This window comes from Terasakiella sp. SH-1 (assembly GCF_004564135.1).
Lineage (GTDB): Bacteria > Pseudomonadota > Alphaproteobacteria > Rhodospirillales > Terasakiellaceae > Terasakiella.
Genome location: NZ_CP038255.1, coordinates 2,193,223 through 2,214,905, shown reverse-complemented (window position 1 = coordinate 2,214,905; position 21,683 = coordinate 2,193,223). Strand labels below are relative to the sequence as shown.

The window sequence follows — 21,683 nt, the reverse complement described above, 5'->3', positions numbered from 1 at the left end:
ACAATGTGGTTGATTACAGGCTTATTGCCATAGTTTTTCCGGGTCGTCCAGATCTTCTGAATGGACACCTTCTGTAATAAAACGCCAGGCTTTAAAACTGGGGGACCAGTGGTCGGCACTTAGCCCTGCCTTGAGCTTTAAATGTGTGAGGAACTGTCTTTTATCGGCCAGTTTTTCCCAGACGGAAGGTAGGAACAGGGCGCGATGTCCACCATCTTGAATGATCAGCCCGTCCACATGGGGGCGAAGCTGGGCCAAAAGGTCGGCTTCATCCTTGATATAGATCGGGAATTGTGGAGACAGTACAGAAATGTGCAGGGTGAGCCCCGCAAGTTCATCCTGAGCAATTTGTGGAAAACGGGGGTCTTCAAAACCGGCTTTAAAGGCATTGTCCGCGATATCTTTAGCCAAGGGGACATGAGGTTGGAGAGAACCGATACAGCCGCGCAAATCACCATTTTTCTTTTCAATCGTGACAAAAGATGCGCCAAGGTCCTGTAAGCTATCAGGGAAGCTTGACAGGTCAAGCTTGACCGGTTCGTGATGGGTAATCCCACGCTTGATGGAGGCAGCGGCAATTTGCATGAGGGTTTTACCATGACGTTCCAAAATCGCCTTGGTTTTATAGGCAAAGGTCTCATGGGGGGTGGGCTGGCTTCCCCCGCTTAAGACCCAGGAACCATAGCCTACAACCCGGTCTTGCGACCCTGCGGTATCACCGGAGTTACGTATGTCCAGTGTAGTGATCTCCATACCACGCGCATGTGCACTTTCCAGCAGCCCTTTAAGTGGAATGCGGCCACAGGCTTGTTCATTGCCGATTTTTTCCGGTTCAAAATTTTCAATGGCAGAGCAGGTTTTTTGATCCAGTTCCTGACAGGCTTGATAATCCAGATAGTGTGACAGGTCGGTGCTGACGACAATCAGGGTTTCCTCGCCCCCCCACACCTGATTGAGAACCTCCGCAACTTCCTGAGGGGAGACTTGCCCGACAACAAGTGGCAGCAAGGTAAAATCAGCAAGCATCATTTGTAAAAAAGGGAGATGAACTTCGAGGCTATGTTCTTCCACATGGGTTGGATCAAAGGTAAAAACCTGTGGCAGCTTTTCGATTTTGCGCGTTAAGGTGCGATCAATGGGGATGCGCCCCAGTGGGGTTTGATAATAATCGGCACTGCATAAGGCCAGCCCCCCAACAGGGACACGATGACATGGCCCTAACAGAATGACCCGTTTAATAACCTTCCTTAAGGGGAGGAGCTTAATATAGGCGCTGGCAGCGATTGGTCCGCTATAGACATACCCGGCATGAGGGACAATCAATGCCTTGACAGGAAGGGCCCCTTCTTTGGGGGCATGGTGGTGCTGCGCCTCATTGAGAAACTTTGTAAGGTCGTGGCGTAAAGCTTCTGGATTGTCCGGATAAAACGCCCCGGCGACAGCGGCAGCACGAATTTTAGCCATTTGAATAGCCCCTTATAGCAAATCCCGAGTAATTTGGATTGAAAATTACGACGACGTATTTGCGTAAAACCAAAGAGTTATGGTATTTGCCTTATAAGTGTACGCCTTACAGTCGGTTATTGGCAAGCCACTGCTCTAAAATCTTTTGAATACTGCCATCTTTGCGCATTTTGTTCAGTTCTTTACTGAAAGCCTGTGCAAGCTGATGATGTCCCAGAGCTTTTGAAAAGGTCAGATAACTGGGCACGGTTTGCACAGGAGGATGAATTTCACGAATATCATTTTGCAGATGAGCTTGCTGGATATTGTAATAAGCGACAAACTGACTGAGGGGGACGACATTGACCCGCCCTTCTTTTAAGAGGTTGAGCAAGTGGATGTCATCATTGCCTGTGTATAGATTGTTCAACACTCCTTGTTTGAGCATATCATCCACAATCGGGCCATAGCTGACTTTGCGTCGTGTGGCTGTGGTGGCTTTTCGTGCTCGGGTGATATCCGTGACGCTTTGGAACAGGCTGTCTTTTTTGACGAAGAAAGAAACCTTTTGTACAATCAGGGGAGAAGCGGAATAATAGAGATATTCTTCGCGCTCTTTGGTTTTATAGGCGGTAAACAGCATGTCAACGCTGCCTTGCTTGACAAGGCTGAGTGCGCGTGCCCAGGGGTAGAGCTTGATATCCAGTTCATACCCAAGACGTTTGGCAAGCCGACGCACGGTTTCAACGGCAATGCCTGCCACATTTCCATTTTGGTCTTCATAGGAATAAGGCGGAAATTGCAAGGTTGCCGCACGCAGTACTTCTGCACGGGCGGGCAAGATATAGGCGCTTAAGGCGAAGGCGCATAAAACAACGAAGGATAAAAAGCGCAAGATTAACCTCTGCTCTGTCTTTGTTAAAACTGTAACAGAGGTTGAGAGAAAATGCAAAAATGAAGCAAGGGTTATGCGCGTTATTGATGCCTTATCGTAATGTATAAATCTTTTATTTTCCTATATTTAAAGATGGCTCTTGAATGTTTTTGAAATGCCGAGATAATTAAGTATTGAAGAATGATAAACAGGGTGTTCGTCGCTTATGAAAACATCAACCCGCCCCAAGGTTCTGATCGTAGAAGATACTCAATTTTTTCGCGAAACTCTGAAAAAACAAATTGAGGAAAAGCTCGGTTTTTCGGTTATTACCGCACAATCATATGCTGATGCCTGTGGCATTATTTTGGAAGAAGGGTTGAATATCTATCTGGCCTTGTTGGACTTGAATTTGCCGGATGCCCCCAACGGTGAAATCGTTGATTTTGCGATTGAACAGAAAATTCCAAGCGTTGTGGTCTCTGGCTATTTCAATGAAAACATCCGTGAAGAACTGGCCCATAAAAACATCATTGATTATGTGATTAAAAAGGGACCCGGCAGCATTGACGATGCGGTTAATGCTGTGAAACGGATTTACAAGAACCAGCTTGTCAAAATTCTGGTGGTTGATGATTCGTTAACGGCCCGCGTGCAGTTGGCCCATTTATTACGGGGCTATCGCTTTCAATTATTTGAAGCTGCTGATGGGCCGGAAGCCTTGACGGTTTTGCAGGAACACCCCGATATTAAGCTGACCATCGTTGATTACAACATGCCCAAGATGGATGGGTGTGAGCTGGTTGAAGAAATTCGCCAGAACTTTTCTCGCCAGCAAATGGCGATTATCGGCATTTCCGGCCAGGGCAGTAGCTTGCTTTCAACCAAATTTATCAAGCTGGGGGCGAATGATTTCCTCAATAAACCCTTTATGAAAGAGGAAATTTATTGCCGGGTGACGCAGAACCTTGAAATGTTGGACCATATCAAGATGCTGGAAGATGCCCTGATCACCGATTATTTGACTGGTTTGAAAAATCGCCGCTATCTGTTTGATCGTGGTGAGATTATTCATCATGAAGCTAAGGCAAGTCAGGGGCAGTTCGTGTGTGCCATGCTCGATATTGATCATTTCAAAAAAGTGAATGATGAAAAAGGTCATGGCGCCGGGGATGTGGTATTGGTGAATTTTGCTGGTGTCTTGCAAAAACATTTCCGTAACGATGCAGTCGTTGCCCGCTTTGGTGGGGATGAATTCTGTATTGTGATGCTGACAGATGATATTGCTGCGGCCAAAGACCGTTTTGAGGTTTTGCGAGCTGATATCGCGCAAAGAGAAATTGAACATTACGCAGGCATGATTTCAGTGACCAGTAGTGTGGGGATCTGTACGCAAAAAACCGATACCCTCGAAGAGGCTATTACACTTGCCGATGAGCAACTCTATAAGTCCAAAGTTGAAGGACGCAATAAAGTCTCGGTTATTTGATCGCTTTAAAAGCAGTTTGGGTATGTATGGAAAAAGTGGAGTGTGTCTCCTGAGTTAATTATGCTGACTACAGGAGAATATGGTCTATCAGGTGCATATCATGTAGATATGGCGCTTCCAATTGGCCCGATTTATCGAGAAACTCCTTCAATTAACTTTATAATGGTTGATTAAAGGGTGCTCAGGTCGATTTGGCTGATTTGATGGATAACTGTTTTAAAGTGACGTTGCACACTGTTCATGGCCTGAAGCCGTGTGATGTTATGTTCATCCATATAAAGGGCACGATTAAGTTCGATTTGAAGGGTATGTACCCCTTGATCGGGTCGCCCATAATGTTGCGTGGTAAAACCACCGGCATAGGGGCGGTTGCGTTTAACGCTAAAGCCTTCGCGTTCCAGCAGGCTGTGGATATGGTCGGTAATCCAGTGATGACAGGAGGCCCCAAAGCGATCACCCAGCACAATATCACTGCTGGCATTGGCGTCATTGTGATTGTGTGTCACGCCAGAAGGCATGGAATGGCAGTCAATCAGCAGGCAATTGCCAAATTTGTGCAGGGTATTTTCAATTAATTGACGCAGGGCAATGTGGTAAGGGTGGTAAATATCCTTGATCCGTTGGTCAATCTCTTCAAAATTTAATTTACCCGGATAAATGGGACTCCCTGTTGTGACCATGCGTGCAACTGTTCCCAGGCCAGCCAGGGCGCGTGGTGAATCTGAATTCACATAGGAGGGAAGCGGAGCATCGAACATGGAGGGGTCCAGTTCATAGGGTTCCCGGTTCAGGTCCAGATAGGCACGGGGGTAGTTGGCCTTGATCAGGGGACTCCCAAAACCTGTGCAGGATTCATAGATCTCATGGACAAAGGCATCTTCTGAACGGCGCAGGGCCACGGGGTCAAGGGGGGAGTTGTCGACGAACTTTTTGGGATAGTGATGACCACTATGGGGGGAGGCATAAACAACCGCAGCGGTTTGTTCCTCAGGGCGCAAAATCGTGTAAGCCGCTTCATCTTTTGATGCGGTTTCAATAGCTTGTGAGTGTGCTTCGGTGCCGGAAGCGCTCATAATATTTTTCTACCCCTGTAACTTTATCTGTGTGAGTAGCTTGTCTTGCAAAAAGGTGCAAGCCTCAATCATAAATCAGGGGACAGAAAAAAGGCATAAGAGAATTTCCGGTTCCCTTATGCCCGTTCTGTTATGACAAGGTTAAAGCTCACCACGGTGATATTTGACGCGATAGAACAGGGCAAACAACACCGGGACAACAATCAGGGTCAAGACGGTACCAAAGCCCAGACCAAACATGATGGTGACAGCCAGAGGGGCAAAGAACACATCACTGAGCAAGGGGATCAGTCCCAAAACAGTTGTGATCGCGGCCATGACAACCGGGCGTAGACGACTGACGGCTGCTTGTGTAATGGCATCATGCATGCCGACATTTTCTTCTTCATTCAGTCGTTTGATCTCTTCGACCAAAACAATACTGTTTTTCAGCAACATGCCGGACAGGCTGAGAAAACCCAGCATGGCGGTAAAGCTGAAAGGTTCATTGAAAATCAGCAGGCCCGTACTCACCCCAATAATGGATAAGGGAACGGTGGCCCAGACTACAGCGGTTTGTTTGGCCGAATTAAACAGCATCACGGTAATGGCGATCATGACCAGCACACCAAGGGGGACGAATTCAAATACCGCCTTGTTGGCTTTTTGCTGGGATTCATATTCACCACCCCATTTCAGGCTATAGCCTTCGGGCAATTCAATAGCTTCCACCTGTGGGCGCAACCGTTCAAACAGGGCGGCGGAATTGATCTCCCCATAAGGGTCGGGGTCTGCCCAAACCTGTACGGTTCGTTTGCGATCCCGACGCATGATCAACGGGTTTTCCCATTCCAGATCAATTTTATGTACCACCTGATCAATATTGACATATTGGTTCAGGGCCGGGCTGTAGATCTGTACGTTGCCGAGCTGGCTGACTTCGCGTCGCTCATTTGCCGGTGGGCGCAACAAGATCGGCAGCATGGTGGACCCATCGCGCAAGAGCCCGACTTGCACACCATTGACATTCATGGACAGGGCATTGTCCAAATCTGCCTTTGAAATTCCAAGACGGCGGGCTTCGGCTTCGGCAAATTGCGGGCGCAGGACCTTGGTGCGTTCGCGCCAGTCATGACGTACATTGATCGCGGCAGGGTCGTTGAGGAAAATTTCCGTGATCTGTGCCGATATTTGACGCAAAACCTGCGGGTCCGGCCCAATCAGGCGTGCTTCAATTTTGGCTTTGGTCGCCGGGCCGATGAAAATCCGGTTTGACTTTGAAAAAGCCTGTGGTGAATTTTGTGCAATGGTTTGATCCACCCATTTGCGCACGGCGACCATTTTTTCCGCATCATTTACTTCAACAATGAACTGGCCGTAACTGGCATAGCTGCGTTCCCCGTTATAGGTCAGCATGAAACGCATGGCCCCTTGACCGATGGTGGTCGTGACCTTGTTGATATCAGGGTGATCCAGCAGTGTTTTTTCCAGTTCAGCCATATTCTGGCTGGTGGCGCGAATATCTGACCCTTCCGGCAACCAATAATCCACGGTGATGACCGGCAGGTTTGATGGTGGGAAAAAGGCTTTGCTGACCATGCCAAAACCCACAACGGCCAAGGCCATCAAACCAAACATAATGCCAATCGTGCCATAACGAAAACGTAACGAGAGCAACAGCAAGCCTTTATAAACCTGATAAAGGGCTCCCTTATAAGGGTCGGCTTCTTCTGGGCTGTCTGATTGTGTAGTGTTTTCCTTAAACATCAGATTGGCAAAAAAGGGCGTTAAGGTAATAGCAATGACCCAGCTGATGAAGAGTGAGATAAACAACACCCAGAACAGCGCCCCGGTAAATTCACCTGAGGCATCCGGTGACAGGCCAATGGGGGCAAAGGCGGTGATGGAAATCACTGTGGCACCCAGCAAGGGCCAGACAGTTTGTGAAATAATCTGTTTTGCGGCTTCGACTTTACCTAAGCCCCGCTTGACCCCAATCAGAATCCCTTCGGTAATCACAATAGCATTGTCCACCAGCATGCCCAGGGCAATGACCAGTGCGCCCAGTGAAATGCGGTGAAGGTCAATGGCAAAGACTTTCATGCCGATAAAGGTCGCCAAAATGGTTAACAGCAACACAAGGCTCATCAAAATACCGGAGCGCATGCCCATGGCGATCAACAGGACGATGACGACAATGGCAATGGCTTGCCCCAGACTGATGACAAAATCACTGACCGATTGTTCCACCTGATGGGGTTGGTCATAGATCATGCCAATTTCCATACCGATCGGGCGGGCAAATTCCAGTTCAGCCAGGCGCTCTTGAACAGCTTCTCCGATTTCGACCACATTGACACCACTGGCAAAGGAAATCCCCAAAGTCAGGGCGGATTTGCCGTTAAAGCGATAGACTTGTGATGGGGGATCAGCATACGTGCGTGTAATATTGGCAACGTCACTCAGATAAATAATCTGGCCGTTGGCTTGCCCCAGCATCAGATTTTCAAGCTTTTCCACCTGATCATACGTTCCGGTAGAGCTGATGCGGATATATTCACTGCCGGCACGGATGCGTCCTGCATCACTGACCATGTTCTGGTTTTCCAGCACCATTTTCAGGTTGGTCATGGACATGTTCAAGGATGTGAGTTTGGCGCGATTGACTTCTAAGACGATTTGTTCGCTCAGGCGTCCACCCACAGCAACTTTACCAACACCGTCGACTAAAACCAGTTCACGGCGCAGGTAATCCACATAATCAGCCAGCTCTTCATAAGAATAGCCTTCCCCTGTGACGGCCATGAAGACACCATAGACATCGCCAAAATCATCATTGATGCGCGGCGATTGCACACCGGGGGGCAACATGATTTCCATATCGCGGATTTTGCGACGCATTTCATCCCAGATTTGGGCAAGGTCGTCTTTACGATAAATACTTTTCATTTCCACCGTGACTTGTGACAGGCCCGCTGAGGAAATAGAGGTGATATTATCGACGTATGGCAGTTGCTGAATAATGTTTTCAATGGGAAGGGTGACTTCTTCTTCCACCTCTTGTGCAGAGGCACCGGGGTAAGAGGTCACGACAACAGCCTGTTTAATGGTGAATTCCGGGTCTTCCAATCGACCCAGACCAAGGAAGGAAAGGATGCCGCCGCCAATCAAGAGGATTGTGACCATCCAGCTGACGACTTTGCGGCGCATTGCATATTCGGTTAAGCCCATCATGAGTGCTGATCCTTTTCTTACAGGCCACGTTCTTTAACGATGGGGCGGACTTTCTGGCCTTCACGCACATAAGTCACACCAACGGCGATCACGCGATCTTTATCTGTCAACCCGTCCGTAATACGGATGTTTTCTTTTTCGATCCCTGATGTGGTGACGGCCGTTTTACGCGCAGCATTGTTGTCATCCAGCTTCCACACCCATGTTTGTTCCTCGGCTTCAAAGACAGCCTCAAGAGGGATCAGAACACCTTCTTTGTTGGTGTTAAAAACTTTGGACAAATTGACGCTGACGGTTACGCTCATACCGGGCAGAACGGTCAGGCCAAGGGGGCGGGGCATGGAAACGGTCACTTTAAAAGAACGCGTGGTGGCATCGGGCACAGTTTCATGTTCGCGATACCAGGCATCAAAGGTGGTTTCAGGCATGGCATCAAAACGTACCAACACATGACCACCGTTTGTGTTGTCTTTGTTCAATTTTAAAAACAGGCTTTCCGGCACGTTAAAGACCACGTCAATTTCCTTGGCTCCCTGAAATTCCACAATGGGTTCCTTGGCCTGAATATTTTGGAAATTATCAATGTCGATGCGGCTGATCATCCCGTCATAAGGGGCGGTTAGTTTGGTATAGCTGACATCATCTTTGGCAAGTTTATAGGCGGCGTCTGCGGCCTCGAAAGTGGAACGGGCCTCATCAAGGCGGGATTTGGCGACATGTTTTTGGGAGAAGAGAACTTTCTGGCGTTCAAATTCCATTTTCGCCAGTTTGTATTTGGCATGACGATCAGCCAGCGTGTTGCGATAAGAGGCATCATCAATCCGGGCAATCAGGTCGCCTTTTTTAATCAATTGGCCTGCCCGCACAGGAAGTTCCACCACCTGACCATTAACACGAAAGGCCAGCGTGGAACGTCGGGTGGCTTCTGTTACGCCGGGGAAAACTTTTTCATGGAGTGCGGCCTGATTTTGGGCAATGGCGATTTTGGCTGGGCGAACCAGCTCGGCTTTTGAGTTTTCTGTTTCATCAGACCCCCCGCAGGCCGTCAGGAAAAGGGCTGTTGCTGCCAAGGTCGCAAAGATTTTCATTATATTCACTCCATACCAAACATATCGCTATATAGACAAATATTGGGATGAAGTTCTGTTAAGTAACTCACAATTATGATTTTAGAGCCGGACCCTAGCTAAAAAGGTTGGACGATTCTGCTAGGTTTGATCAAAAAGCGATTTCATTTGCCTTTTCAAGGAAGGGCAAAAGGCGACAAATCAAGGGCTATGCCACTTTTTTGTAATTTTTTCTTGCACCTATAAGGAGTCATGGCTATAAAGCGCCCCACCAAGAAGGAAAGCGCGGATTTGTGCGGTTTTGATCATGGTAGTGAATATGGGTCGTTAGCTCAGTTGGTTAGAGCGCTGTCTTGACATGGCAGAGGTCACAAGTTCAAATCTTGTACGACCCACCATTTTTGAGAAATTGGGGATTACGTTGTTGACTCAACGGGGTGATCTCCGTATGTTCCCGGCTCCGCTCATCAAGGAGATGGGCAAAAGCGTTTGAGGATACGAGATTATGAAAGTTCGCAACTCTTTGAAGTCAGCTAAGCTGCGTGAAAAAGGCTGCCGTGTTGTGCGCCGCCGTGGCCGTGTTTACGTCATCAACAAAAAGAACCCGCGTTTTAAGGCTCGCCAGGGCTGATTAAAACACGCTTCTTTTAGGCGTTTTACAAAAAGCCGCTTCCCTTGGTGGGGATGCGGCTTTTTGTGTTTGTAAATCCCACGGGGGCTTGCTACCCTGAACCGACTCTAAAAAAGATGTAGGGATCGTTGTTAAGCCTATGGGCCTTAAGAAAAAAATAGCTGGCAGTTCGATGGTGCGCTATTTGGCGCGCAATACGCCCTTAATGCATGGGATGGCCAAAAAACTTGTGCCCGCCACCGAAATGGAAGAGGCCGTCGAAGTTGCCCGTCAGTTGCGTGAGATGGGCTATCACGTGTGTCTGCATCATCTGGGCACACCTTCTGAAGATGTGGATGTCATACAGGAAAATGTTTCCACCGTGATGGAAACCATGGAAATTCTGGATGAAGAACGCTTGGAAGTTTGTATCAGCTTGATGCCTTCGGAGATGGGTTATCTGAAGTCGGCCAAGGGTGGGGAAAGTCACTGTCTGCAAGTGGGGCAGATTTTTGGCAATCGCATCTCTGTGCGTGATGTGGAAGATCGCCAGGGATATGGCGATGGTCATGAAGAAGGTGAACGTAACCTGTTGATGGTCCATGCCTCTGAACGGGTGCCTATGCAGCGTATTCTAGCGTTATATGGGGCGTTGAGCCGTTCTGATATCCCATCCTGTGTGACAATTCCAGCCGGACTGACACGTAGTATTAATGATGTTAAGGCGATTATTTCCCAAGGTGGCAATGTGCGTTTGTCCATGACACCTTCTCTGGTCAATGATTCCAGTTCTTACGAATATGAAGACCTGATTGCCGATAATTATATGAAGCTGGCGCGCATTTTATTGTCTGAGGATGCCTTGATCCAGCAGGTTAGCCCGGTCTTTGCGCTGGAAGATAATGAAATGGCTGAACAAATCATCATGATGACCAACCTTGAAGGCTGGTCTATGAACAGCTTTGAATTTGAAATTCCTTACGGCGTCAACAACGCCTTAAAACGTCGCCTTCTGGATGAAGGCTACACCGTGCGCGTGCTGGTGCCTTTTGGTAAAGAATGGTGGCCTTATTTCCAACGGCGCACGCAATAACAAAGCCATTCTCGCCGGTAGATGAAAATGGCTTTGTTTCTATTCAATTATTCCATGCCAAGGGCACGTTTATAAAGGTCGAGAATCTCTTCCTGTTCGGTGCGGTCATGGTCTTCCATCTTACGCAGACGGATGAGTTGGCGCATGATTTTGACGTCAAAGCCTGTACCTTTGGCTTCGGCATATACGTCTTTAATATCGGCAGCGATAGCTGCTTTTTCTTCTTCTAGGCGCTCGATACGTTCGATGAAAGAACGCAGGTGATCGCCTGCAATTCCGCCGACTTCAGCCATAGTTTGATCCTTTGTGAAAGAGAGAGGAATAATGATTTGGACAGAAGATACTCACCTCTGCGCAGACATGCAAGTTTGAACCCGTTCTACATTACGATAAAAAAAGAGGGGGATAATGCAATGGCTATTGCGCTTTCTCTTGCACAGGCTATAAAATTTGTGCAAAACAAATGAGAATCTAATAATATGTCGGGGTTAAATCGTCGTGGCTCGTTATCATCTTGATCGTCTGTCAGTTATGTTGGTGGAAGACAATGCCTTTGTGCGTGACACCATGTCCAACCTGCTGCGATCATTTGAAATCCGCAAGCTGGTGACCTGTGAGAATGGGGTGCAGGCAATTGAGTTTCTAAAAACAGCTGGGGGGCCGAATAATCCGGGGGGGGTGGATCTGATTATTTCAGATTTGGTCATGTCACCGGCAAATGGCCTGTTGCTGTTGCGTTGGGTGCGTGCGGCCAAGGAATCCCCGAACCGCTTTATGCCCTTTATGATGATGAGTGGGGCGGCTGATAGCGAGTATGTGAATGCTGCCCGTGATATGGGCGTGACGGAATTTTTATCCAAGCCATTTTCGGTTGATAGTGTTTATAAACGCTTGATGGAATTGATTGATTATCCGCGCCAGTTTGTGACAACGCACAATTATCACGGCCCGGACCGTCGCCGCCGTCGCGAGCCGCCACCCAATAATGTGGAACGTCGCGAAGCCACGGAAGACGATATTACAATTGTTTATTCCGGTGAGAAGAAAAAAGCGAAAAATGCCTCAGGTGTTTGGTATTTCCGTTTGCCCAACCGTTTGAAAGAAAAAGTCGGTGGTATGGGGATGAAAGGTGGCGGGGCTTTGCCTCAAGACCTGCTGGATCAGGCGGAGCAAGAACTCGAACGTTCTTCTGCCAGCTTTAATGATTGGGCGTTGGAATATCTTTCCCAGTTGTCGAACCTCTGTACCGAGGCCCTGTTAACACCGGGCGCACGGGGCGACCATTTCCATAAAATTAACCTGCTTGCCCACGAACTGCGGGGCCAGGGCGGGACATTCGGTTATCCGTTGATCTCAATCTTCGGTAAAATGCTATATGAATGTACCATGGAAGGCTGTAAGGAAACGGATGCATCGGTTGAGGTTGTGAAAGCCCACGTTGATGCCATGCGTGCCGTCTTGCGTGAGAAAATCGTGGGTGACGGTGGTGTGCTGGGGCGTGAGCTTTTACAAGGCTTGCAAGCTGCGGTGAAAGAGAAAACCGGCCAAGTCCTTAAAATCGAAGAGGAAGAACCCGGCTGGTAAGCTTGTTTACAAGCCCCGTACGGTTTCTTCCTTAAGCCAGTGGGCGACGGCTCGGCTGGCTTCCAGCTCGCTTGCTCCATTTTTCATAGCTTGGTTAAAGATGTCAATCTGGCGGTGTGCACTAGTGCCGCGTTTCAGGATAATTTTAAGGCTGGCAAGCTCTTCACTACAATGAAGGGCCTCGCCATCTTCTTTGAGCATATCCAGTAATTCATCCAGCAGATCATCAAAGGCCACAAGTTCGCCTTTGCCAAAATCCGCCAATCCTTCATCCGTACCATAGCGCTGGGCACGCCAGCGGTTTTCGTTGATCAGCATGGTGCGATAGGTCCGCCAGCGTTGATTGGATCGGCGCAAACGATAGAGCATGCGCAAGATACATTGAAACAGGGCCGCAATAGCAAGGGCATCATCCAATGTGGTGCAGATATCGGTGATGCGCATTTCCAGTGTAGGAAATTTCTGGGCGGGGCGTACATCCCACCACAACATGGTGGAATCCTTGATCATCCCGACATTAATCAGCGCATCCACATGTTTTTTATATTCACTGTAGCTGTCAAAAAATTCAGGCAGGCCCGTGCGGGGCAATTCATCAAATACGCTCAGGCGATAACATTTTAACCCGGTATCACGCCCGCGCCATAAGGGGGAGGAAGTGCTGAGCGCCAAGAGATGCGGCAGGAAATAAGATACCTGATTCATCAAATCAATGCGCAAGTCATCATCATCAATACCCACATGGACGTGCATGCCGGAAATAATCAGGCGGCGTACCACGGCCTGCATGTCGTTGGCAAAGGTATGATAACGTTCTGCATCGGTATGGTCCTGTTCGTCCCATTCTGCCATCGGGTGGGTGGAGGCGGCAATGGGGGCGAGATTGAACTGCTTGCCCACCTCAGCGACACTTTTGCGCAGCCATGTGAGTTGCTGGCGGGCTTCCTTGACTGTGGCGCAGACTTTGGTGCCCACCTCAACCTGAGACTGCAAGAATTCGGGGCGAACCAAATCGTGGAGTTCTTTTTCACACGCCTTCATCAGCCCGTCCATCGGCTGGGTGGTCAGTTCGGCTGTATCGCAATCAACCATCAGATATTCTTCTTCAATGCCAATGGTCCAGCTGGGCTCACGAACAGTCATGGCGGGCCTCAATAATGTTTGACGTTAAAAATACTTCGATCACTCATAATGTCGCTTAATGCGTCACACAGGATTTGGCCCCATTTGTCTTCGTCTTTTTTATCACTGATTAAGTCCTGGCGGATTTCAATGGCACAATAGGGCAAGCCGGGGGCCGCGCCATGTAAGTCAATGGTATAGGCATCTTCCCAACCGGAATAGGGCACATTATCCCCAATGGTTAAGCCGGTTTCACGACTGAGGATCTCAATCAAGGGGGCGGCAAGGCGGGGGTCTCGTTTCCACAGGACAGAGACATGCCAGGGGCGTTCTTCATGACGTGACATGAGTTCGGGTGTGAAACTGTGGATGGAAAAAAGTGCTGGGGCTGTGCCTTTGCGCCACAGATGGGCACCGACTTCGGTAATGGCATGGTGATAGGGCCAGAAAATGGCTTCGCTACGTTGGACCTGATCACTTTCGGTTAGATCATGATTGGCCGCAATGGTGATGCCGTCACTGACTTTTGGAATAGAGGTCGGATCACCCGGCTGGCGGTTACAATCGACCACAAGGCGGGAATAGTTACAGAGCACCGCCGGCGCATTGAGATGGTTGGAAATATATTTTGTCACCCCGGCAGCACCAATATCCAGGCCGATATGATAGTCCAGTTCTTTGTGGGACAAGCCCATGTGGTTGAGCTGTTCAGGTATACGGTTGGAGGCATGGTCACAAATCAACAACAAGGGCGTATCACCTTCCCGGTTGCAGATTTCAAAAGGGGCGGGGTCATTGGCCCCTAAGAGCGCATCAAAGCTGATTTCATTTTCGTTTTTCATTTCACTGAATATACAACAATCAAGGCTTTATGACAGAAATATTGTAAAAAGAATGACTGTTGTTTTGCATTGGGGACTAAAGTGGGTATAAATAGGGCTCAGTGGACAAATGAAAGAGGGTGAAATCATGGAAGAAAAGGCAAAAGGAAAATCAGGTCTGTTGTCTGACCGCGTGGCTGAACGCATTATGTCCATGATTGCAGATGGCAACCTCTCACCGGGGGAGCGCCTGCCGGGTGAACGTCAGCTTGCTGAAAAAATGGGGGTGAGCCGGGTGTCAGTGCGTGCTGCCTTACAAAGCCTGAAAGCCCAAGGTTTTTTGGAAGCTGTTCAAGGCGGCGGTACACGTATTTTAGCGGCCGCCAGTGATATGACTTCACCGCTGGGGGAACTTGCCAAAGTTAAAGAACAGAACCTGCATGATTTGGCTGAAATCCGTGCCCTTCTTGAAGTTTGGGCAGCGCGCCGTGCAGCAGAACGTGCCACAGATGAACAGATTGAAGAGTTGGGTCAGGCACTGGAAAAGCAGGAACAGCAAAAAAGTTCAGCGACCAAAGCCAAGGCGTCTCAGGAATTTAACTTTCACTATATGGTCGGTAAGGCATCGGGGAGTGCGGTTTATATGCACATCATGGATGTAATCCGTGACATTATTGATGAAAGTATTGAGTTTCACCAATATGACCTATTTCAGGAGCCTGCCGAAGATGGTCTGGCATTGTCTCAGCATAAGGATGTATTGGAGGCGATTAAATCACGCGATGGTTTAGCCGCCAAGGTTGCCATGCGCTCCCATCTCAGTTGGGTACTTGATTCTTATGAAAATGAGCGCGAACGGCTGAATTCAGAAACACAAAGTGCGGAATAAGCCTTTGAAAAGAGAGAGGAAAAATGGCCTCTCTTTTTTTATGCTTGATATTTTGTGCAATGCAGCATATATTGTGCATGTGCGTTATGAGCCGTAGAGCGATAAGAGAAATAAACGCATAACTCTAGGGAGTTTCGAAAATCTGACTGTCTCTACAGGAGGGTGAAACATGGCGAAACTCATGTTTACTGCTGAAGAACTGGCCCTGTTTCAGGAACGGTTCGAAGAAAATAAAAGCTGGGTCCAGTGGGTGCGTGTCACCAACAAGGATGGACTGGATATTTTGAGCCTCGATATTGATGGCCGACACAAAAAGACCGTGCGCATGACCAAAAAAGAAGGTCAGGGCTACCTCGCCAAATCTGTGGACGAGTGGGGCTTGGCTGTGGCAAACGATTTTGAAAGTTTGCTGGATACAGTTGATAGCGGGGCGCGTTAAAGCGGGCACAAAAAAGCCCCTGTTGTCACAGGGGCGTTTGTCTTTATTGATCTGAATAGCGAACCACTTCGCCTTGTTTGTCACAATCCGGGCTGGCGAGTTCCACAAACAGGTCTGTAAGCACTTCCGGCTCTTTCAGCTTGCTGGCATCTTCGCCGGGATACGCCTGAGAGCGCATGCGGGTGCGGGTGGCACCAGGGTCAATCAGGTTGGCTTTGATGTTGGTTTTGCCCAATTCTTCCGCCCAGGTTTGAACCATATTTTCCAGTGCAGCCTTGGACACCGCATAAGCCGCCCAATAGGCGCGAGGGCCTTTTGTTGTGCCGCTGGACAGGAAAATCGCACGACCTGCATCAGATTGCTTTAACAGCGGTTCCATGGAACGGATCAGGCGCCAATTGGCCGTCACATTCACATCCATGACCTGATTCCACATTTTGACTTTCAGGTGGGACATCGGTGTGATGTCACCCAGTACACCAGCATTACCAACCACAATGTCGATCTTGCCAAAACGGTCATAAAGGGCTTGACCCATCTGGTCGATTTTATCAAAGTCTCGCAGGTCCATGGGCACCAGCGTGGCCTGCCCTCCGATAGCCTGAATTTCATCATCCACTTCTTCAAGAGCAGCGACGGTTTTTGCCACCAAGATGACATGGGCACCTTCTTGGGCAAAACGCAAGGCAACGGCGCGGCCAATCCCGCGAGAAGCACCCGTGATCAGGGCAATACGACCTTCCAATACTTTAGCCATTATTTCTTTCCTTGTTCTGAAAGTAGCGGCAAGGATGGCTGGGCAGCATCGCTTTCCAGATCTTCGTTGTCTTGCAGGCGGGTTGGATATTCGCCTGTAAAGCAAGCATCACAGAACTGCGGATCATTGTTATTACGTTTGGCTTCGCCCACAGCGCGATACATACCGTCAATGGAGATAAAGGCAAGGCTGTCTGCACCAATGATCTCAGCCATTTCTTCAACGCTGTGTTTACCAGCCAGCAGCTTTTCACGTTTCGGCGTATCAATGCCGTAGAAACACGGCCATGCGGTCGGCGGGCTGGAAATACGCATATGGACTTCAGCCGCACCAGCTTGGCGCATCATATCGACAATCTTCTTGGACGTTGTGCCGCGCACGATGGAATCATCAACCAGTACGATGCGTTTGCCTTTCACGCTTGGGATATTGGCATTGTGTTTCATGCGCACGCCGAGGTGGCGAATTTCCTGTGTGGGCTCAATGAAGGTTCGGCCAACATAATGGTTACGAATAATACCTAGTTCAAAGGCCACACCAGCTTCGGCGGCATAGCCGATAGAGGAGGGCACACCGGAATCAGGCACAGGGACAACCATGTCGGCATCAACACCGCTTTCACGGGCCAGTTCAGCCCCGATGGCTTTGCGCACCTCATAAACACTGCGGTTTTCGATGATGGAATCGGGACGGGCAAAATAAATATATTCAAAGACGCAGAAGCGACCTTTTTGTTCACCAAACGGCTTGATGGAACGCACACCGTCTTGGTTGATGATCACGACTTCACCCGGTTCTACATCGCGCACGAATTCCGCACCGATAATATCAAAGGCACAGGATTCTGAAGCCAGAATATAAGTATCGTCCAGTTTACCCAGACAAAGCGGGCGCACGCCATTGGGATCGCGCACACCGATCATGCTGTCTTTGGTCATGGCAACCAGGGAATAAGCCCCTTCAATCTGGCGAAGCGCGTCAATGATGCGATCTTCCACCGTGGCATACAAGCTGACAGCCACCAGATGAACGATGACTTCCGTATCCATGTCTGACTGGAAGATACAGCCACGGCGCACGAGTGTACGGCGCACGGCTGCTGTATTGGTCAGGTTGCCGTTATGGGCAATCGCCAGACCGCCAAATTCAAATTCCGCAAACAGGGGCTGAACGTTGCGCAGCACTGTGCCACCTGTTGTGGCATAGCGTACATGACCAATAGCCGCAGAACCTTTGAGCGCATCAATCACATCATTGGAAGAAAAATTATCCCCAACCAGACCCATGCCTTTATGAGAATGAAATTGCGTGCCGTCGTAAGAGAAAATACCGCAGGCTTCCTGTCCACGATGTTGCAAGGCATGCAGGCCAAGGGCCACGTGCGCGGCTGCTTCTTTATGTCCATAAATACCGAAGACGCCACACTCCTCGTGAAGTTTGTCGTCATCAAAAGGGTTTGTGGTCATCTGCATAATTTCGGTCATGGGTCTTAAAACTCTTTACCTAAGCCTGTCTATTGGGCGTTGCGGATCAGGCGGTCCAGGGCGTTACGTTCCTGTTGGCCGTATCCTTGTGGGTCCTGTTGCGGTGTTGTATCTGATTTCGTTTGCGGGGTCAGCATTTTATCGAAAGTTTTTTTCAATTCGATGGCATTATTTGTTTTTGTGCGTGCATCATCAGCCTGCTTTTCAACTTCTTCGGCGGCATCGCTGGGGATCAGGCTTTTTAAAGCAGCCGTTCCCTGTTCAATCAGGGGCATGGTTTTGGCATCACGCATCCAATTTGGTTGCTTGGAAGCCGGTAACATCCATTCAATGGCCGTATAAAGCAGGCAAACAATAATCACACCGCGCAACAGGCCGAATACAAAACCAAGGCTACGGTCCAGTGGGTTTAGGGCACTGCTTTGTACCTGTTCTGCAACCATTTTGGTAATGATGGTTAAGACGATCAGGGCAACAACAAAGGTCCCGGCCCCAGCCACGATATCTGCGATAAATTCGGTTCCGATGAGATCACGTGCATAAGGGCGCACATATTGAAAACCATAAAGGGCACTAAAGGCTGCACCGACCCAAGAGGCAATGGCGAGAACTTCATGTACAAATCCACGCGACAGGGCGAGCAAGCCTGAAAGGAGAAGGATCACAAAAACAGCAATATCGGTGATGCTGATGGGCAGGTTTTCCATGAGGGCGCTCTTTAAAAATTATCTGCTGCTTATTTATCCTTCATTGGGAAGAAAGACAATAGTTCTTGCACATGTCCGATCTCCCAGATTTCAAGTCCGCTATCTTTCAAGCCTTTGTCTTTTTCTTTTTTGCCTCGTTTTTGGCGTTCAGGGATAATTGCGCGGGTGAAACCCAGTTTCGCAGCCTCTTTTAATCGCGATTCTGTTTGACCAACGGCACGCACTTCACCTGATAGCCCAATTTCACCAAAGATCACGGTTTCCTGTGGGACAGCCACACCGCTTAAGCTAGAGGCAAGGGCGGCGGCAACAGATAAATCGGCTGCGGGTTCATTAACCTTCAACCCACCTGCAATATTGAGGTACACATCATGGCCTCCCATGCCCAGCCCACATCGGGTATCAAACACAGCCATGATCATGGCAAGGCGTGAACTGTCCCAGCCCACAACGGCGCGACGTGGTGTGGCAAGGGCAGAAGGCGACAGCAGGGCCTGAACCTCTACCAACATGGGGCGGGAGCCTTCAATCCCGGCAAAAACGCAAGATCCTGTCACATCCCCTTTGCGATCAGACAGGAACAGGGCGGAAGGATTGGGCACTTCTTGCAGGCCGCCTTCGGTCATTTCAAACACGCCGATTTCGTCGGTGGCCCCAAAACGGTTTTTCACCCCACGCAGGATACGGAACTGATGGCCGCGATCACCTTCAAAATAAAGCACGGTATCAACCATATGTTCCAACACACGTGGGCCAGCAATGGTCCCTTCCTTGGTGACATGGCCGACGATAAACAGCACATAGCCGTGTTTCTTGGCGTCGCGGATCAGTTCATTGGCACTGGAACGCACTTGAGAGACCGTGCCCGGTGCACTGTCGATAGTGTCGATATAAAGGGTTTGAATGGAATCGATGACCACCACATCGGGTTTTTCTTCGGCCAATGTGGTCAGGATGTTGCGCACATTGGTGGCTGAGGCCAGTTTGACCTTGGCCTTTTCATGGCCCAGACGACGTGCGCGTAGACGCACCTGATCAATGGCTTCCTCCCCACTGATATAAGCACAGTCATATTTGGCCGATAAGGTCGCCATGACCTGCAATAAGATCGTGGATTTCCCAATCCCGGGATCGCCGCCAACCAGAATGACAGAACCCGGCACCAAACCACCGCCACAAACCCGGTCAAATTCCCCAATGCCGGAGACTTTGCGCGGCGGTGTTTTTGTTTCCCCTTCAAGGGCAACAAATTCAATCGTGCGCCCACGGGCCGTGCCCATGCCTTTCGGGATGGCTTCGGGGGCGGCCTCTTCTGACAGGGTGTTCCATTCATTACAAGCGGTACACTGGCCCTGCCACTTGTTATAAGAAGCGCCACAGGACTGACAGACGAAGGTGGTTTTGGGTTTTGGCATTTATCTACACGTCATCCTCGCATATGCGGGGATTCCCTTACTTCCTGACCGCCATTTCAATCGGTCCTTCTGCGCGGCCGTTGATGAATTGTTGGACATATTCGTTATCGCAGTCATCAATGCTATCAGCAGGACCTTGCCAGATGATTTTGCCTTTATAAAGCATGGCGATGCGGTCTGCGATTTTGCGTGCGCTTGCCATGTCATGGGTGATGGACAGGCCCGTGGCACCGACTTCTTTGGTTACTTTGACAATCAGATCGTTGATCACATCTGACATGATGGGGTCCAGCCCGGTTGTGGGTTCATCAAAAAAGATGATTTCGGGATCGCCTGCAATGGCGCGTGCCAGACCGACACGTTTTTGCATGCCACCGGACAGTTCACTGGGGAACAGGTCGGCGACTTCGGCAGGCATGCCGACTTGGGCAAGCTTTTCAATAGCCAGTTCTTTGGCTTGTTTGCGATTGACGGTCTTGTCAGCCAGCGGTCCGAAAGAGACATTTTCCCAGACGGGCAGGGAGTCAAACAGGGCAGCCCCTTGAAACAGCATGGAGAATTTATGGTTTACCCGTTCGCGTTCACGCGCACTTAAGCCCACCACGCTTTCGCCATCGACCTCAATTTCCCCACTGTCAGGTTCCATGAGGCCGAGGGTACATTTTAGGGTGACGGATTTCCCGGTGCCGGAGCCTCCGATGATGACAACGGATTCACCGGGCATGACATCAAGGTCAACCCCATCCAGTACCACTTTGGGACCAAAGGCTTTATGAACATTTCTTAAGCGGATTTTTGGAACTGTCGTCATGGCACTTACTTATCAAAGAACATCATGGTGAGGAGATAGTTGAAACACAGGACCAGAATGGAGGCTGAAACAACCGCATCAGTCGTTGCCTTACCCACACCCTGTGCGCCGCCTTTGGAGCTATAGCCGTGATAACAGCCCATGAGCGTGATGATAAAACCAAAGACAGCGGCTTTCACCAGACCGGAAATCACATCCATATTTTCCATGAATTCCCAAGTACTCTGGATATAGTTTGACGCATTGAAACCCAGTTGGTACACGGCCACCAGATAGCCGCCCAGAACGCCGATGATATCACCGACCAGTACCAGTAAAGGCAACATGGTCACGCCCGCAATAATGCGGGGTACCACCAGATATTTAAATGGGTTGGTCGATAGCGTTGTTAAGGCATCCACTTGTTCAGTGACGCGCATGGTACCCAGTTCTGCGGCCATGGAGGCTCCGATCCGACCTGTTACCATCAGGCCAGCCAGTACCGGGCCAAGCTCGCGCGTGATAGATAGAACCACCACATTGGCAATGGCGCCTTCGGCAGAAAAACGTGAAAAGCCTGTGTAACTTTGCAAGGCAAGAACCATCCCGGCAAAGATGGTTGTCAGACCAACCACGGGTAGGGAGAAATAGCCGATTTCAACCATTTGGCGTAAAATTGCGCGGGGGTAAAAGGGGGGGCGCACACAATGGGACAAGGTGGTAAAGGTAAACAGAACCAGTCGCCCAACCGATTTGAAAAATTTCAGGACATAATGCCCGATGGGTTGAAGGATATTCATTTTTTCTTTTTGC

20 protein-coding genes and 1 tRNA gene are annotated in these 21,683 nt (G+C 49.4%); 7 read left to right on the top strand and 14 right to left on the bottom strand.

What is annotated here, in order from left to right:
* Positions 1 to 21 precede the first annotated feature (21 nt).
* Positions 22 to 1,464 (bottom strand): AmmeMemoRadiSam system protein B, encoded by a 1,443-nt coding sequence (amrB, locus tag E4K71_RS10145; RefSeq protein WP_135079195.1) that lies wholly within the window; start codon positions 1,462 to 1,464, stop codon positions 22 to 24.
* Between the two features lie 106 nt (positions 1,465 to 1,570).
* Positions 1,571 to 2,338: a transporter substrate-binding domain-containing protein gene (locus E4K71_RS10140; RefSeq protein WP_167730443.1), complete on the bottom strand. Its 768-nt coding sequence runs from the start codon at positions 2,336 to 2,338 to the stop codon at positions 1,571 to 1,573.
* Between the two features lie 205 nt (positions 2,339 to 2,543).
* Here E4K71_RS10140 and E4K71_RS10135 point away from each other — a divergent pair, with 205 nt between their 5' ends.
* Complete coding sequence (locus E4K71_RS10135) at positions 2,544 to 3,806, top strand: diguanylate cyclase (RefSeq protein ID WP_135079191.1); 1,263 nt, start codon at positions 2,544 to 2,546, stop codon at positions 3,804 to 3,806.
* Positions 3,807 to 3,976: 170 nt separating this feature from the next.
* On the opposite strand, the gene E4K71_RS10130 is transcribed toward E4K71_RS10135, so the two are convergent.
* The 3 genes from E4K71_RS10130 to E4K71_RS10120 all read right to left on the bottom strand — a co-directional run bounded on the left by E4K71_RS10130 (position 3,977) and on the right by E4K71_RS10120 (position 9,180).
* Complete coding sequence (locus E4K71_RS10130) at positions 3,977 to 4,879, bottom strand: N-formylglutamate amidohydrolase (RefSeq protein WP_135079189.1); 903 nt, start codon at positions 4,877 to 4,879, stop codon at positions 3,977 to 3,979.
* A 141-nt stretch (positions 4,880 to 5,020) separates the two neighbouring features.
* Complete coding sequence (locus E4K71_RS10125) at positions 5,021 to 8,092, bottom strand: efflux RND transporter permease subunit (RefSeq protein WP_276321840.1); 3,072 nt, start codon at positions 8,090 to 8,092, stop codon at positions 5,021 to 5,023.
* Between the two features lie 17 nt (positions 8,093 to 8,109).
* The gene (locus E4K71_RS10120) at positions 8,110 to 9,180 is read right to left on the bottom strand and encodes an efflux RND transporter periplasmic adaptor subunit (RefSeq protein ID WP_135079187.1); all 1,071 of its coding nucleotides are present in this window, start codon (positions 9,178 to 9,180) and stop codon (positions 8,110 to 8,112) included.
* 300 nt (positions 9,181 to 9,480) lie between these two features.
* On the opposite strand from E4K71_RS10120, the gene E4K71_RS10115 reads away from it, so the two are divergent.
* The 3 genes from E4K71_RS10115 (at position 9,481) to E4K71_RS10105 (ending at position 10,862) form a co-directional block, all read left to right on the top strand.
* Positions 9,481 to 9,557 (top strand) — tRNA-Val (locus tag E4K71_RS10115).
* Between the two features lie 107 nt (positions 9,558 to 9,664).
* Positions 9,665 to 9,790, top strand: a complete 126-nt coding sequence (gene ykgO / locus E4K71_RS10110) for a type B 50S ribosomal protein L36 (protein ID WP_069189558.1) — start codon at positions 9,665 to 9,667, stop codon at positions 9,788 to 9,790.
* Positions 9,791 to 9,929: 139 nt separating this feature from the next.
* The gene (locus tag E4K71_RS10105; RefSeq protein ID WP_135079185.1) at positions 9,930 to 10,862 is read left to right on the top strand and encodes a hypothetical protein; all 933 of its coding nucleotides are present in this window, start codon (positions 9,930 to 9,932) and stop codon (positions 10,860 to 10,862) included.
* A gap of 47 nt (positions 10,863 to 10,909) precedes the next feature.
* Here E4K71_RS10105 and E4K71_RS10100 read toward each other — a convergent pair whose 3' ends face one another.
* Positions 10,910 to 11,155, bottom strand: coding sequence for a DUF2312 domain-containing protein (locus tag E4K71_RS10100; RefSeq protein ID WP_135079183.1), 246 nt, complete (start codon positions 11,153 to 11,155; stop codon positions 10,910 to 10,912).
* Between the two features lie 205 nt (positions 11,156 to 11,360).
* Here E4K71_RS10100 and E4K71_RS10095 point away from each other — a divergent pair, with 205 nt between their 5' ends.
* Positions 11,361 to 12,446 carry a response regulator gene (locus tag E4K71_RS10095; protein WP_135079181.1) on the top strand — a complete coding sequence of 362 codons (1,086 nt, stop codon included), beginning with the start codon at positions 11,361 to 11,363 and terminating at the stop codon, positions 12,444 to 12,446.
* A gap of 6 nt (positions 12,447 to 12,452) precedes the next feature.
* Here the strand turns inward: E4K71_RS10095 and E4K71_RS10090 are convergent, their stop codons facing one another.
* Both E4K71_RS10090 and E4K71_RS10085 read right to left on the bottom strand, forming a co-directional pair.
* Complete coding sequence (locus E4K71_RS10090; RefSeq protein WP_135079179.1) at positions 12,453 to 13,589, bottom strand: carboxylate-amine ligase; 1,137 nt, start codon at positions 13,587 to 13,589, stop codon at positions 12,453 to 12,455.
* A gap of 8 nt (positions 13,590 to 13,597) precedes the next feature.
* Complete coding sequence (locus E4K71_RS10085) at positions 13,598 to 14,410, bottom strand: N-formylglutamate amidohydrolase (RefSeq protein WP_135079177.1); 813 nt, start codon at positions 14,408 to 14,410, stop codon at positions 13,598 to 13,600.
* A gap of 127 nt (positions 14,411 to 14,537) precedes the next feature.
* Between E4K71_RS10085 and E4K71_RS10080 the strand changes: the two genes are divergently transcribed.
* A complete protein-coding gene (locus tag E4K71_RS10080; RefSeq protein ID WP_135079175.1) occupies positions 14,538 to 15,278 on the top strand; it encodes a FadR/GntR family transcriptional regulator in 741 nt (246 codons plus the stop codon).
* A gap of 169 nt (positions 15,279 to 15,447) precedes the next feature.
* Positions 15,448 to 15,717, top strand: coding sequence for a hypothetical protein (locus tag E4K71_RS10075; protein WP_135079173.1), 270 nt, complete (start codon positions 15,448 to 15,450; stop codon positions 15,715 to 15,717).
* Between the two features lie 43 nt (positions 15,718 to 15,760).
* Here E4K71_RS10075 and E4K71_RS10070 read toward each other — a convergent pair whose 3' ends face one another.
* The 6 genes from E4K71_RS10070 to E4K71_RS10045 are packed head-to-tail and all read right to left on the bottom strand — an operon-like array spanning position 15,761 to position 21,670.
* Positions 15,761 to 16,474: an SDR family NAD(P)-dependent oxidoreductase gene (locus tag E4K71_RS10070; protein WP_135079171.1), complete on the bottom strand. Its 714-nt coding sequence runs from the start codon at positions 16,472 to 16,474 to the stop codon at positions 15,761 to 15,763.
* Positions 16,474 to 17,958 carry an amidophosphoribosyltransferase gene (purF, locus tag E4K71_RS10065; RefSeq protein WP_135079169.1) on the bottom strand — a complete coding sequence of 495 codons (1,485 nt, stop codon included), beginning with the start codon at positions 17,956 to 17,958 and terminating at the stop codon, positions 16,474 to 16,476. The genes E4K71_RS10070 and purF overlap by 1 nt, the downstream gene beginning before the upstream one ends.
* Positions 17,959 to 17,987: 29 nt before the next feature.
* The gene (locus E4K71_RS10060) at positions 17,988 to 18,665 is read right to left on the bottom strand and encodes a CvpA family protein (protein WP_135079167.1); all 678 of its coding nucleotides are present in this window, start codon (positions 18,663 to 18,665) and stop codon (positions 17,988 to 17,990) included.
* 29 nt (positions 18,666 to 18,694) lie between these two features.
* Positions 18,695 to 20,080 carry a DNA repair protein RadA gene (radA, locus tag E4K71_RS10055; RefSeq protein WP_135079165.1) on the bottom strand — a complete coding sequence of 462 codons (1,386 nt, stop codon included), beginning with the start codon at positions 20,078 to 20,080 and terminating at the stop codon, positions 18,695 to 18,697.
* Positions 20,081 to 20,117: 37 nt separating this feature from the next.
* Positions 20,118 to 20,891, bottom strand: a complete 774-nt coding sequence (locus tag E4K71_RS10050; protein ID WP_135079163.1) for an ATP-binding cassette domain-containing protein — start codon at positions 20,889 to 20,891, stop codon at positions 20,118 to 20,120.
* A gap of 5 nt (positions 20,892 to 20,896) precedes the next feature.
* Positions 20,897 to 21,670 carry an ABC transporter permease gene (locus E4K71_RS10045; protein WP_135079161.1) on the bottom strand — a complete coding sequence of 258 codons (774 nt, stop codon included), beginning with the start codon at positions 21,668 to 21,670 and terminating at the stop codon, positions 20,897 to 20,899.
* Between the last annotated feature and the right edge of the window lie 13 nt (positions 21,671 to 21,683).